Origin of the sequence: Psychrobacter sp. NG27 (assembly GCF_016106655.1) — a bacterium.
Taxonomy (GTDB): domain Bacteria; phylum Pseudomonadota; class Gammaproteobacteria; order Pseudomonadales; family Moraxellaceae; genus Psychrobacter.
Genome location: NZ_JADGIN010000008.1, coordinates 74371 through 89186 on the forward strand (window position 1 = coordinate 74371; position 14816 = coordinate 89186).

Here is a 14816-nt window from a genome sequence, read left to right on the forward strand (position 1 = left end):
TCTGCTAGATTTGAATCAGAAAAATAAAAAAAGCCTCAGCTCATAAGTTGAGGCTTTTTCATTTTAGTCAGTTCAGCTATATTTTAACTAAAACTTTTATAAGATTACACCTTACAGACTACGCTAGCTTCTTTAGCCTTATCATAGACCCCGTAAGCATCTAGCCCTAAAGACTCTACATCATCAAGATATTTCTTTGTACCTTTTTCAAGTGGACCTTTCCAGTCTGGGTCATTGAGTGGGTCTAGAATATCGACAACTTCGTCTCCTTGATCGATGGCTGCTTGTAGCTGTGTCGAATAAGCCTTATCCCACATAGCCCCTACTTTTTTGCTAAGCGCCATACCTGAATTATCATCAATAACTTGTTTTAAATCTTCTGGCAGACCTTTATACTTATCACTATTCATAGTGACCATCAAAGCAGAACTATAAAATGGCATATTAGTATGATACTTCGTCAACTCATTTAGTTTGAAAGTCTCCATAGCTTCCCATGGAAAGCTCAAGCCATCAACGACACCACGCTGTAAAGAAGTATATATGTCATTGGCAGGTAGCCCAACCGGAGATGCTCCCATGCTCTCGATGATATCACCTGCAACTGCTGAGGGCCTACGAATACGCATACCTCTCATATCCTCAGGAGTTCTTATCAATTTGTCAGTACTATGCAAGGTTCCAGGACCTGTGGCAAACATAAAGAGCAAGTGTGAATCCTCATACTCATCAGCAATCGTACCGTTATCATAAAGGGTTTGCAGCATACAGCCTGTTTGTGTTGATGAGTTAGATAATCCTGGAAGCTCTGCAATCTGAGATAGTGGGAATCGACCACTCGTATAACCTTGTACTTGAGAGCCAATATCAATGGTTCCTTTTACGGCAGACTCATAAGCTGTATCTGCTTTGCTAATAGTGGCTGAAGGGTATACTTCAACTTTGAGACGCCCACCCGAATCAGCTTCGATTTTTTTTGCCCAAGGTTCAAAAATCTCCTCATTAATATCAGATGTTGCAGGATAGAAATGCGAGAAACGTAAAACAGTTGGCTCTTCTGAGGAAGTCGTACCATTACTAGATTGATTTGAACAACCTAAAAGGCTGATCGCGGCTAGCACACTTATCGAAAAAATGGGTGCTAATTTCATTATCAATTCCTTTTGATAGTAGTCATAAGTTCATTAATTCAACTTACGTTTTTATAGTGTTTCACGAGTAAGTTAAATACACCATTAGTAATGGTTGTACATAGGTAGGTCAATATATACTTAACGTGTACTTAAATACTCACCTGAAATTATCAACTAAAGTGATAGCTGTCAAATCATTTAATGACTATTATCTGATGTTTATGCTAATGTAATATCTTACAAACATCGGCTAGTTAGGTGATCTAAGAAATTCAGACGTTGCATGATTTTTCTGATATCCAGATTCTTTCAACGCGTTATTTTAGTCATCCACTACAAGCGATTTTCTTATAAAAAATGCAGTGGAGATAAAGAAGTTTAATAAGATAAATAGGTACCTAGTACCATTAAAATGCATCGATGCCTTATAAGAGTCTAATGGATATAAAAACATTCTTAATGTGGCATTGATTGAATTTAAGAAAACAATATCTAAGTGCGCCTATATCAAGGAAGAATAAAATGACAGGGATTGAATTTTATACTAATGGTCATATTGTCAGCGAAGCTGACAGCATGCGCCAAAAGCTAGGTGTTTTAGCAAAACAATATTCTGCCACCTCAGCCATCATTATTACAGATGCTGGTATCTCCGAATTAGGCTATGTCGATATCGCCCAGCAATCCTTACAGGAAGCAGGTGTTAATGTCGTTGTGTTCGATAATGTCGTTGCTGACCCACCTATTGAAATTGTTGAAAGCGCTATTGAGCTTGCAAGAGACAATCAATGTGACTTGATCATTGGCTTAGGGGGCGGAAGCTCTATTGATACAGCAAAGATTGTCGCCTTATATCCAAACGACTTTCAGTCCGTTAACGATATTTTAGATAAAGATATTAGTGGTTTCAAAAAACTGCCACTATTTGCCATACCGACCACTGCTGGTACGGGCGCAGAGTCTACCTTTGTCTCCGTGATTACCGCAAAAAATGGCAGTAAAAAAGCCATTTATACTCCTAAAATCCTACCTGACGTCGCCATTTTAGATGCAACACTGACACTAAAATTACCACGTCATATCACTGCAGCAACCGCGCTTGATGCCATGGTGCATTGTATTGAGGCCTATACAAGTCGTACTAAAAAGAATCCTATTTCAGATGCACTAGCCCTAAAAGGCTTACAGATGCTTTGGAATAATTTTGAAAAAGTGTTAAACCAAGGTGACGATATTGATGCTCGTGCCGATATGCTGTTAGGTTCTACACTGGCAGGCATTGCCTTCGTCAATGCCTCTGTAGCCGCTGTTCACGGGCTCTCCTATCCCCTTAGTATTAACTTCCACATTCCACATGGACATGCTAATGCACTCGTCATGTGCGGTGTTTTTACATTTAACTTATCAGAAGCTGCTCCTCTATACGCAGAGCTTGCTCGTGCTGTCATGCCTACTCAAACAGCTGGAATGACAGATTTAGAAGCAGCGACTTCATTTATTAGTCAACTAAAAATGTTTTTGGAAAACAGTGGTCTTAAATACCGTTTGAGTGAATTGGATATTACAAAGAACGATATTCCTGCCCTAGTCGACATAGTTATCAATACCTATGCACGGCTAATCGCAACCAATCCCAAAGATATGACTTTAGAGGAAGTCACTGCAATATATGAAGAAATAGCCTGATAAGAAATATTGTTTAAATAATTTTGTCTATCAATCAAGGAAGATGATTATGTCGAAATATGAAATAGAAGTTGCTGTTGATGACTTTCACTATTTAGAAGGGCCTCGCTGGTATCAAAATGCGCTGTGGTTTGTCGATTTCTATACTCAAGGCGTTTATCGAGTTAACGATGAAGGAGTAGCAGAGAAAATCATCCATGTTGAACAGCAACCTTCCGGTTTAGGATGGTTGCCTGATGGGCGTTTGCTGGTCGTATCGATGAAAGACCGCAAAGTCTTACGACTAGAAAATGATGGTAACTTGGTCATTCACGCTGATATTTGGGAGCACTGCGGTGGTCATGCAAATGACATGGTAGTTTCAGCTAATGGCAATGCCTATGTCGGCAACTTTGGTTTTGATTTGATGGGTGGCGCTGACCATGAAAACACAGGGCTTGTATTGGTTAAGCCTGATGGAAGCTCACAGGTTGTCGCTGAAGGATTGGCATTTCCAAATGGCATGGTTATCTCTGCAGATCAAAAAACATTGATCGTTAACGAGCTATTTGGCAATAAAGTTACGCAATTTGATATCAAAGAAGATGGTAGCCTCGGAGAAAAGCGTGACTTTGCTAATTTTGGAGAATTAGGTGATGAGCCAAATCTGGGTCTACGTATAGAAAATGCCAGCATATTACCTGATGGTCTGGCCTTGGATGCCGAGGGTGCTGTGTGGATCGCAGATACCATAAATCAGCGAGCGGTACGCATAGCAGAGGGTGGTGAGGTTTTAGAAACTATCGATACTGCACCTGATGGTATCTTTGCGGTTACTCTTGGTGGACATGATGGTAAGACATTATTTATGTGCGCGGCGCCAGACTGGGATGAAGCCTCTCGTAAGGCAGAAACTAAAGGACGTATGCTAGCTGTACAGGTTGAAGTAGGGCATGCAGGTACGCCATAATTAAAAAGCTTCTTAGAACTGAACTTAAAATAACCCGCCTGATACGGGTTATTTTAGTTGATAGCTAGCTACTTTTTGAAGGTGGCTTTTATGCTAATTACGATAAAGGTGTTATGACTCACTCATTCAAATAAAGCTCAGCCATCTCATCAAGCCTCGCTTTTACCTCTTTCCAGTTCGGCATTACTTGCATTAGTAACCGCCAGAAATGCTCGCTATGGTTGTGCTCAGCGATATGACAGAGCTCATGGAGTATCACGTAATCGATGCATTCCTTTGGTGCTTTAACCAAATGAGGATTAAGTATTAGATTGCCTTTCACTGAACAGCTACCCCATTGCTTCTTCATAACTAACAGTCTGAAAGCTGGCGTATCAGTTACCCACGCTGCTTTAGGTAATACCACCTCTAGGCGTTCTATAAAGATAAGCTTGGCTTTATTCTTATACCATTCATCAATAAGGCTTTTGACGATAGCAATTCGTTCTTCACTATTTAATGTAGAATCGCTTTGAGACAATTCTACATTTAACTTACCGCGACTAAGCTTCACAGTGCGATGTATTACATTGGCAGTTTCTATATTGGTTATCACTTTTAACACGTAACGACGGCCTAGATAAAACTGGGTTTCGCCGCTGACATAACGCTTGGGCAATACATAATCTTGTTGCTTGGCAAAGTCCTGTAGGCTTTGCCATATCCAGCGCGCACGCTTCATCATGGCATCATAAATCATCTCATCGGTAGCATCGACAGGAGCGGTAGCAACCACACGCTGATCAGGATGTACTTTAATGATCACTTTTCGAGGCTTGGTCTTTTTAGCAATCAGCTTGTCGCTTTCAGACTTGTTTATCTTTTCTTTATAAGTTACTTCTTTACGCACAACTTCATAGTCAATTTTATCTTGACCATAATAAAATGCACCATTCTCAGTCATTGCCTACTACCCTCTTGCTACTCTTAGGCTACTTGTCTCTCGAAAGTCCAAGACGGGTAATCTTTAGTACTTCCTCGATGAGCTGTTGCGCTTTATCGATACCCAAATCCATAAATAACATCGGCAGCAATTTGACACTAATAGCATTGTCGATCTCTGCTGGATTAATAGAATACTCAGCCACGGCTGTCTTAACGATATTATCAATCTCAAAGGCGTAAGCGACTAGCTTGTCGTTATCCAACTCTTTATCTACCAAGAAATCAGTATTGAATAAGTGCTTAAACAAACCAAAGTACGCCTGAGCATGTTTGTTTAATTTACCACTATCATCGATAAACGCATTTGGCACATCAGCGACATCACGATCTTTGACGGCTTGTTCAAAGTCAGCAAACATCATGTATTGCTTCACTGGCGCATCGAACATGGCTTTGGCATCCGCAATCGCTTGCTTGAGCAGTTTAGAAAAATACTCTTGGGCATAAGGATCATCAGCCAGATCCTGTTCAATCATCTTGGTCACCCGACCAGTGATTTTATCCGTTTGGTTACGAGCTTCATCCTCACTCATCGCTTCAGGCTTAACATTCTTACCTAAATTATCGACAAGGTAAACGCCCTTTGCTTCTTTCACCTCAAGCCCTGCAATATGCTTATCGAGTAAGCTGCGAATATCTGCTTCATACTCATCGTAATCGATGGTTTCATCAGCATCCTCGCGCACTTGCTTGCGTAGATTAACAAAGGCTTTTAGATCAGCTTTATAACGATCACGTTTGCTATCAAATGATTTGTCTTCAAAGAAAGACGCTGATTGCAACGCAATTTTCATGGCGTTAGAAAACGTGGTCAAAGCCGCATAAAAGTCATCACGCTCTTTGAGCTTGGTATCAATTACTCTGCCCTCTATTTCCTGCATTTTTGGCGCAAGTACTTGTCTTAACGCTTGCCCATCTTGCTTGTTTTTCACGGATGAGAAAATAGCCCACAGCTCACTATGTAGTCTTGGTAACTGCTTATACTCGGTATCCATCGCGTTATACAAACCCTTAAGGTCTTCGATATCAAAGCCACCTTGTGTACGCTCGGCTAAGTCTTGATATTTCTCAATGGTGATATCCAGCTCTTTTAAGATGCCACGATAGTCAATCAGATAACCAAAGCGTTTCTTCTCATGCAAGCGGTTTACTCGTGCAATCGCCTGAATGAGGTTATGCTGCTTTAGCGGTTTGTCGATGTACAGCACGGTGTTCTTTGGTTCATCAAAGCCCGTTAGTAGCTTATCAACGACAATCATAATGTCAGGACCATCATCTTGACTAAAGGCTTCTATGATGGCTTTGGTATATGCTTTTTCATCACCGCCATACTCATTAGCAACATTGGCTTGCCACCAATTCTGGACGATGTCTTTTGATTCGCCATCGATGGTGTCATGCCCCTCACGAGTATCAGGTGGCGACATAGCGACCACTGAGGTCACTTTACCAATCTTGTCTAACGCCATTTTATAGCGGATAGCTGAGGCTTTGGAGTCACAAGCCAACTGACCTTTAAGGTGCTGCTGTTTAAAGTTTTGGAAGTGATCAGAGATGTCATGAGCGATCAGCTCAATACGACCTTCAACTTGATAGATTTGACCTTTTTGTGAGAACTTACGTTTGAGATCGGTTTTTTGATCATCAGTAAGCTTCTGGGTGATACGGTCAAACCATGCATCGATAGCTTGGTCATTGGTATTAAGCTCAGGGATACGCTCTTCGTATAACAGTGGCGTGACGGTTTTGTCTTTGACTGCTTGCTGCATGGTATAAGAGTGAATGATGCTACCGAATTTGTTTTCGGTCTTATCATCTTTCAGTAATGGCGTACCTGTAAATGCAATAAAAGCGGCGTTTGGCAGGGCTTGTGCCATGCGGATGTTATTCTCACCGTTTTGGCTACGGTGACCTTCATCGACCATGACGATGATGTTTGGGCTATCGTTATAGCATTCATCATACTTAACCGCTGAGCCAAACTTATTAATAATGGAGAAGATAACACGCTCGTTACCGTGACCGATTTGCTGCGCCAGACGGCGACCAGAGGTAGCCATGGCATCGGACTTATCGCGATCGGATAATACACCACCAGAAGCAAAGGTTCTACTAAGCTGAGTTTCTAGATCGACACGATCGGTGACGACAATGACACGGCACTTGGCGAGTTCTTCTAACCAAATCAAAGCTTTGGAGAAGAACACCATCGTGAAAGATTTACCACTACCTGTAGTATGCCAAATCACTCCACCTTGCCGACTACCCGACTTACCATCAGAGCCGTCAAAAGTGCTGATACGTTCGATCAAAGCTTTGATGCCAAAGACTTGCTGATAACGGGCGACAATTTTGCCAGCTTTTTTATCAAACAAGGTAAACATGCGCGTCATCTCAAGCAGACGCTGGGGCTGCAAAAGGCTGATAATTAAGCGGTCTTGGTCGGTGACGACTAAATCACCACCATCAACTAGTGACTGATACTCCTCTTTAATAGAGGTAGGACGATCACCAAACAAACTCTCAATTTGCTTAGGACTGAGTGCTTGGTTTTTTAAACGGGCAAACTCAGGCTCAGAGATTTCTTCTTCGACCCATTTTGCCCAAAACTTCTCAGGCGTACCGCAGGTGGCATACAGACCGTCATTACCATTGACCGCTAGCAATAACTGGCTATAGGCAAATAGATGCGGGATTTCTTTTTGATGTTGATTGCGGATATGCTGGGATACCGCTTGGGCATTGGTCGATTGCCACTCTCTACTGGAGTCAGGGCGTTTGGCTTCGATGACTGCCAGAGGTAGACCATTCACAAAGCAAACGATATCAGGTCTACGACTACTCGTACCTTCACTATTGAGTACTACCAGCTCTTCGGTAACGTGAAAGCTGTTATTACTGATATTATTCCAATCTATCAGAGCGATGGTCTGCGAAGTCTTCTTACCATCGATGAATTCAGTCACGGTCACGCCATACAGCATAGCGTTATATAGCGCCTCGTTTGCTGCCTGCAAGCCTAAGTTTATAGCAGGGTTTAGCTCATGCATGATCTTATCAATGGCGCTGTCTGATAGATGATGCGCCTGACCCTCAAACGTAAAAGTTTGCTTGGTTAAAAAAGCACGCATGATAGGCAGTAAGACGACTTGGTTAGTCGCTTTATTGAAAGCCACTTTTGAGCGCATGGCATTGCATTGACTTGGCGGAATAAACTCATAGCCCAGTGTAGTGAGCAAGGTTAAGGCAGGAATTTTTGAGCTGAATTCTTCGGCGAAGTTGATGCTCGCACTGGCGCTAATATTAAAGATTGGTTTGGTCATATCTGCCACTTTAGACATATGTTTGTTTGATTGCGTATTTGGTTTTATCGATTGTAGCCCAAAACGCTACTAAAGACGCCATAAAAAAGGCAACAAAAAACCGCCAATACTGCGCGTGAGCCAAAGGGCGTAGCGTGGCGGTTAGCGTTAATACGATAACTCGTGTCGTTAATACCCTAATTTTTTCAAAATTTTATAATGTTTACACGCATCCTGATTGCCATTTTCACATGATTTGCTATACCAACTAACCGCTTCAGTATAGTTTTGTTGGACGCCTATGCCATTTGCGTACATTAAGCCAAGATTCTTTTGAGCATGGGCATGTCCTTGATTAGCCGCTTTTAAGTACCAATTATTTGCTTCAATATAATTTTTTTGAAAGCCTAAACCTTGGGAATAAACTATTCCTAAGCCGTTTTGTGCATCAGCATAGCCTTGGTTGGCTGACTTCAAATACCATTTGATTGTTTCGCTGTAGCTTTGCTCAACACCCAAACCATCTTTGTACATCAAACCTAAATTTCTTTGGCCAGCAGCATCACCTTTATTCGCTGATTTTAGATACCATCTGACCGCCTCACTGTAATCTTGCTCAACACCCAAACCATCCTTATACATGAGTCCCAAGCTATTTTGTGCATTAGAATCATCTTGATTGGCAGCGCTAGTAATCCACATTAACGCTTTGGCATAATCTTGTTGAACACCCAGACCATCCTTGTACATGAGTCCCAAGCTATTCTGTGCATTGGCATCATTTTGGTTCGCCGCTTTCTTTATCCACATCAACGCTTTGGCATAGTCTTGCCCAACACCCAGACCATCCTTGTACATGAGTCCTAAGCCAGACTGTGCTCTAAAGTTGCCTTGATCAGCTGCCTTCAGATACCATTTGAAGGCTTCGGTATAATCTTGTTGAACTCCTAGACCGTCACGGTACATCATTCCCACATTGGCTTGAGCGCTGGCATTACCCTGATTGGCTGCCTTTAAATACCACTTGATAGATTCGTCATAGTCTTGCTGAACACCCAAGCCTCTCTCATATATAAACCCGAGTTTATTTTGAGCACTGGCATCACCTTGATTGGCTAATATGGTTTGCTCTTTACTATCTAATGCCATAGCAGACAAGCCTATTCCAAAAGATACTATTGCTACGATGACTTGAGTCATGAAATGTGTACTTAATAACTGCATGCTCTATCTTCCACGTGAATAAACCATTACCCATCAACCACCACCCGCTTCTTACCCGTCAACAAAACCTGCATCAACGCCTTTTTCTCTTGCTGAAAATCAGCCAATTGCTGCTCAAGCAACTCTATTTCTTTATCGGCATTGGTTAACACGGTGGCGACTTTTTGTTGTTCTTTGATAGGTGGAATCGATACTTTTATTCGCTCAATATCTTTGTTACTAATATTTGGCTGTGCCCCGCCAACTGCATCAATAAGTATCTCATGTTGAACTTTAGGGAGTTTTAATAGTTGGAAAAGATAACTGTTTATTGTTAACCCTTTTCTTACATCAAAGCGACCAACTCGTTGATTTAAATAAGCCATTTCATCAGATGTATATCTTCCAATTTTCCCTGTTGTCGCGCCAGACATAGCAATTAACACATCACCATTTTTTATTTGGAACTTGTCATATTTTTGATCTAATGAAATAAACACTGAGGACTCAATACTGACTGAGTAATCTGGTTTGATGTTAGAGATTTTAATTAATGGGATTCCTGAATCTTTGAAATCTGTGCTTTTAAAAGCATTTCCCCCTATTACTTTGACTATTGCACTTAGTTTCACATCTTCCCACTCACCCTCAAACCTTTTCCCCGACTCATCAAGCAAACGCTTTTTACCCGTCAGCAATTGCTGCATCAAGGCTTTTTTCTGCTGGGTGCTATTCTCAATCAAACGCTCAGTCGTGCTAATCGCTTTATCGCAAGTGGATAGAATTTTGGCGATTTTTTGTTGTTCTGGGAGTGGTGGTAAGTTTATAGATAGTTCCTTTTGAGCAGTTATCCCTAAATAACTTCTTGTAGATTGAAATGCCAAATTTTTAAAACGACTTTGATATTCATGACTTAATAAGAATTGATATAGGTATGAACTCATTAAACTTGAATCTTGTGGAATTCGATAATATGTAACTTGTGGCGTTAGCATCATATATTCATCACATAGAGGAACGATAGCGACCAAGCCTACTGTTCCTTTATGAGAAAGAAGAATATCACCAGTCTTTGCAAAACCAATTCTTAATGAATCAGCTTGTTCTTTCGTAATGTAAGCGCAATTTTCAAGATCAACTGTACCTTTTTTGAGATCTCTTGCCATTACAAAAGGAATGCCCGACTTTACAAAATCACTAGATTTAGGATGAGAATCACCATGATTACCATCTTGGATTTTTTCCATATCACCAGATATTAATAGTTTAGCAAAGCTTTTAACCTCCCAACCATTAGGCACCATAACCCAACTCCTTTAAATACCCTGCCATCTCAGTTTCTAACGTATCTAATTTAGCCTTTAACTCAAGACGCTCAGAGCGTACCGCATCCAAATCAATCTCCGCCTCTTCCTCAAACGTATCGACATAACGCGGAATGTTTAGGTTAAAGTCATTTTCTTTAATCTCATCAAAGCTCGCTAGATACGCGTATTTATCGACGCTTTCTCGCGCCTTATACGTCTCAATGATTTTAGCAATATTGTCTTCAGTCAGCTGGTTTTGATTTTTACCTGATTTAAACTCATTACTGGCATCGATAAACAAAACTTTATCATCAGTTTTGTTCTTTTTAAACAGCAAAATAGCCGCTGGAATACCCGTCCCAAAGAACAGCTTTTCAGGTAAGCCAATCACCGTATCGAGCAGATTTTCTTCTATCAGTTGCTGACGGATCTTGCCTTCACTAGACGCACGGAATAGCACGCCATGCGGTACGACCACACCCATGCGACCAGTGTTTGGTTTAAGCGTTTCGATCATATGACTGATAAACGCATAGTCGCCCTTGGTCTTAGGCGGTACACCGCGATGGAAGCGACCATAGGGATCGCTGCTGGCATCTTCATGACCCCATTTATCCAATGAAAACGGCGGATTGGCGGTCACCACATCAAACTGTAGTAAGTGCTTGCCGTCCTTATCGAGTAGCAGCGGATTACGGATGGTATCGCCCCACTCGATACGGTGGTTGTCCTCACCGTGTAGGAACATATTCATCTTGGCCAGTGCCCATGTCGAGCCAATGGCTTCTTGACCGTATAGCGCATACTTTTTGGAATTTGAGTTTTTGCGTACCATTGCCCCGCATTTAATGAGTAGCGACCCTGAACCGCAAGCAGGATCACAGATTTCATCGCCCTCGACAGGATCAAGGATAGTCGCTAGCAAGTTCGACACTTCAGGCGGTGTATAAAACTCACCAGCCGTCGCCCCACTACTCGCCGCAAAGTGCTTGATCAAATACTCGTAAGCATTACCAATTACATCGAGGCTACCGACACGCTCGGCACTTAGATTGAGGATGTCTTTGCCAAAATCTTCTAATAGGTGGCGGAGTAGCTCGTTCTTTTGCTTTTCTTGACCCAATTTGTCCGTATTAAAGCTAATATCTTGGAAGACGTTTTTGAGCTTGGTGCCGTTGGCTTCTTCAATCGCATGTAGCGCTTCGTCAATACGTTGACCGTTACCCGGCTGATGACGCTGCTCATATAGATCCCAAAAGCTAGCACCTTCAGGCAATACAAAACGCTGCTTGGACATCATGGCGTGGATCAGCTCAGGGTTGTCGCCATACTGCTCGACCAGTTTGTTGTACTCATCGCGATAGACATCAGACAGATACTTAAGAAAGAGCATGGTTAAGATAAAGTCTTTATACGTATCGGCGCTGATGACCCCGCGAAAAGTATCGCAGGCGTTCCAGACGGCTTTATTGATGTCGTCTTGATTGATTTTGCTAATATTATTAGTGGTACTGGCAGGCATTGGTTATTCCTTAACGCGCTGGAAAATTGCTGGTTGTTATAGTGAGGTAATGATAGCAGGGTCTAAGATAGTTGGCAGATGTCATTGCTGAAAAATTCGATTATAGTAGATATTTAGCAGAACTAGGAAGTCAGACAAAAAAAACCTAGTTGCTAAGCTGATGATGTTTTGTTTGCTAAGTTATGTTGCCTTTAAAGATAGCATCCATTCAAATTGTAGTGTGCTCTTGCTATCTCTTAATTATGAAGATAACTAAGGTAGTGGCGACAAGTATGCTTTGGTGTGTTACTCAAATGAACGGACAGTTCTAAGATAACTTGCTATACCTACAATACTAAAAGTGAGACCATACATATTGAGGCCAATAGTCCTAAAGATTGGCTTGAAAATCAACTTGCTTTAATACCAGTGCAGACGATGTTTGAATCTCGATAAATGAGTAATTCAGCTTTGTCCTAAAAAAGAAGATAGAGAAGCTAGTAAAGCTTCTTGATTCATCCCCTCTCCGATAAATACAATATCTCCAGGTCTAGAGACGCTTTTCTCAGGCGGTAAAACTTCAGGTTGCTGCATGATCTTACGTACAGACTGCAGTAATAGCGCGCCTTCATCCGTATGCAAAACACCCTTAACCCGCAGGATCGTATCACCTCGAGCGTGCAGCAAAGCTGAGAGCCATATAGTAAACCCAACCCAATCTACTTCTTTAGGAATCGTCAACGAAACCACAGTCGTTGATGCGCACGCATTAGTGAGAATCGATTCGTAGATTTCGGTCGGCACTGGTAGTAGAGGTACAGGGCTTTCGACACCGAATGTGGATAAGGAAATTGGTGCAGCTGGATTGATTTTGCTGATGGCTGAAAATAGGTTCGATAAGGACTGCTCGGACGCTTCCTCTGATTTTGCAATGACAATACGATCGGCTGATAAAACTTGCTGACGACACAATGTGTCAGTCTTTAGCGCCACATGAAAATGTAGGGCGTCAGCCATGATAATAGTTTCTTTGAGGACGAAATGATAGACCAGAATGGGATGCTCTTTGATAGCAGCTATGATTTCTTCGGGATCAGCTAAGCCACTTGTTTCTATGATCAGAGTATCAGGCTGATCAATAGTTAAACCAATTGACCTTCCGCTTGTTCGAGATTCAGCTACTTCAAGTAATGCTGATATCAGCTCTTCTTTACCCTTAGGAGTACCAGCAGTTCCGGTCAAAACAGTGACACTCATCGCCTCACCTAACAGTAAATCATCCACTGGTTGCTGGGCCGCTTCTTGAGTGAAAACTTGAGCATTGCCAAATACTTTGGTAAAAAGCGCATGACGCAGCCATGTCGTCTTACCTGAACCCAAGTAGCCGCTCAATAGAACGACATTAAGACGATTTTCCTGAAATATTTGCATTAAGGTCAAGCCATTGATTGAGTTTCTAAGGGGTCGATTGGAAAACCTTGAAGGCGTTCTACTTCAGCCCACAGCTCGGTTAAATTATTGACCATTACTCTAGCCCCACCTGGACATATCAGCTGAATTTGCGGGATCACCCCATCGGCATAAACTGAGAACCCATAAGGTTTCAGCACTCGCTTTAAAATGGTTACTCGATTAAACATCGCCCTGAGACGGATACCACCCTTCTGTGCACCTGCTTCTGTCCAATGTCCTAGAGCAGCTGGGTTTCCACATGCACTACACATGGCTGTTCTCCCTATATATGATCTTAGCAGTACTTTTAACAATGCCACCAAGATCCATGAATTCATCAATATAGTGTTCTTAAATAACTTCCGGACGCTTACCGCCTTCAAATGGGAAACGTGTGCGGAAATCAGCAGCAATATCTTCGAATGGCATCCAAACAACACCTTCATGACCATTGATATAGTCAATTAGACGCTCAAGCATCATGAGTACATGTGGACGTCCAGAGACATCGGGGTGAATTGTAAAAGGAAACACAGCGTAATCCATATTACGGTATACCCAATCGAATTGATCACGCCACATTTGTTCAATATCACGTGGATTGACAAAGCCATGGCTGTTAGGGACGTTTTTCATGAACAACATTGGTGGTAAATCATCCACACACCAGTTGGCAGCAATTTCAACCAAATCAATCTCGTCGCCATGGGTCATAGGTTGCATCCACTCTTCTGCAGTTTTCGAGTAGTCAATGACAGTCCAATCATCGCCAACTCTAGCATAGAAAGGCTGGAAATCACGGTAGCCTTGGCTATGGTCATATTTAAAATTATATTTAGCAAGAATTTCAGGGGTAGATTTAGACATCTCCCACCAAGGAGCAACGTAACCACGTGGACTTTGCCCAGTCAGCTTAGTAATCAACTCAACGGATTTTTCCATCACGGCTTCTTCTTGAGCGCGAGTCATAGCAATAGGGTTTTCATGTAGGTAACCATGCGCACCTACTTCATGACCATGATCAACAATCATTTTGGCAATATCAGGAAAAGTCTCAAGACTATGGCCGGGGACGAAAAATGAGGTGCGTAGATCATACTTCTTAAAAAGCCTTAACAGGCGCGGAACGCCAACTTCAGACGCCCAAACCCCGCGCTGGATGTCTGACGGGCTTTCACCGCCACCATATGATCCAATCCACCCTGCTACTGAATCTACATCTGTACCGAAGCCGCATATAATAGTTTTTTTACTCATGTCTCTCTCCTTTGACACTTTTAGTTTAGTTTTATTTCTTTA

General features: G+C 42.0%; 10 protein-coding genes. 2 read left to right on the forward strand and 8 right to left on the reverse strand.

Going from position 1 to position 14816, the window contains the following annotated elements; genetic code table 11:
* Window positions 1-104 precede the first annotated feature (104 nt).
* On the reverse strand, window positions 105-1151 hold the full coding sequence (locus IP485_RS11745; protein ID WP_198327357.1) for a TRAP transporter substrate-binding protein: 1047 nt from the start codon (window positions 1149-1151) through the stop codon (window positions 105-107).
* A gap of 504 nt (window positions 1152-1655) precedes the next feature.
* Here IP485_RS11745 and IP485_RS11750 point away from each other — a divergent pair.
* Together IP485_RS11750 and IP485_RS11755 are read left to right on the forward strand one after the other, a co-directional pair.
* Window positions 1656-2819: an iron-containing alcohol dehydrogenase gene (locus tag IP485_RS11750; RefSeq protein WP_198327358.1), complete on the forward strand. Its 1164-nt coding sequence runs from the start codon at window positions 1656-1658 to the stop codon at window positions 2817-2819.
* Between the two features lie 49 nt (window positions 2820-2868).
* On the forward strand, window positions 2869-3768 hold the full coding sequence (locus IP485_RS11755) for an SMP-30/gluconolactonase/LRE family protein (RefSeq protein WP_198327359.1): 900 nt from the start codon (window positions 2869-2871) through the stop codon (window positions 3766-3768).
* Between the two features lie 118 nt (window positions 3769-3886).
* Here IP485_RS11755 and IP485_RS11760 read toward each other — a convergent pair whose 3' ends face one another.
* The 7 genes from IP485_RS11760 to IP485_RS11790 form a co-directional block, all read right to left on the reverse strand.
* Window positions 3887-4711 carry a M48 family metallopeptidase gene (locus IP485_RS11760; RefSeq protein WP_198327360.1) on the reverse strand — a complete coding sequence of 275 codons (825 nt, stop codon included), beginning with the start codon at window positions 4709-4711 and terminating at the stop codon, window positions 3887-3889.
* 28 nt (window positions 4712-4739) lie between these two features.
* Complete coding sequence (locus tag IP485_RS11765) at window positions 4740-8075, reverse strand: type I restriction endonuclease subunit R (protein ID WP_198327361.1); 3336 nt, start codon at window positions 8073-8075, stop codon at window positions 4740-4742.
* 168 nt (window positions 8076-8243) lie between these two features.
* A complete protein-coding gene (locus IP485_RS11770) occupies window positions 8244-9203 on the reverse strand; it encodes an SEL1-like repeat protein (RefSeq protein ID WP_198327362.1) in 960 nt (319 codons plus the stop codon).
* 101 nt (window positions 9204-9304) lie between these two features.
* Window positions 9305-10561: a restriction endonuclease subunit S gene (locus tag IP485_RS11775; RefSeq protein ID WP_198327363.1), complete on the reverse strand. Its 1257-nt coding sequence runs from the start codon at window positions 10559-10561 to the stop codon at window positions 9305-9307.
* Window positions 10551-12086 carry a type I restriction-modification system subunit M gene (locus tag IP485_RS11780; RefSeq protein WP_198327364.1) on the reverse strand — a complete coding sequence of 512 codons (1536 nt, stop codon included), beginning with the start codon at window positions 12084-12086 and terminating at the stop codon, window positions 10551-10553. Before IP485_RS11780 ends, IP485_RS11775 begins: the two co-directional genes overlap by 11 nt.
* Window positions 12087-12530: 444 nt before the next feature.
* Window positions 12531-13496 carry a CobW family GTP-binding protein gene (locus tag IP485_RS11785; RefSeq protein ID WP_198327365.1) on the reverse strand — a complete coding sequence of 322 codons (966 nt, stop codon included), beginning with the start codon at window positions 13494-13496 and terminating at the stop codon, window positions 12531-12533.
* 372 nt (window positions 13497-13868) lie between these two features.
* Window positions 13869-14774, reverse strand: coding sequence for a polysaccharide deacetylase family protein (locus tag IP485_RS11790; protein ID WP_194197159.1), 906 nt, complete (start codon window positions 14772-14774; stop codon window positions 13869-13871).
* Between the last annotated feature and the right edge of the window lie 42 nt (window positions 14775-14816).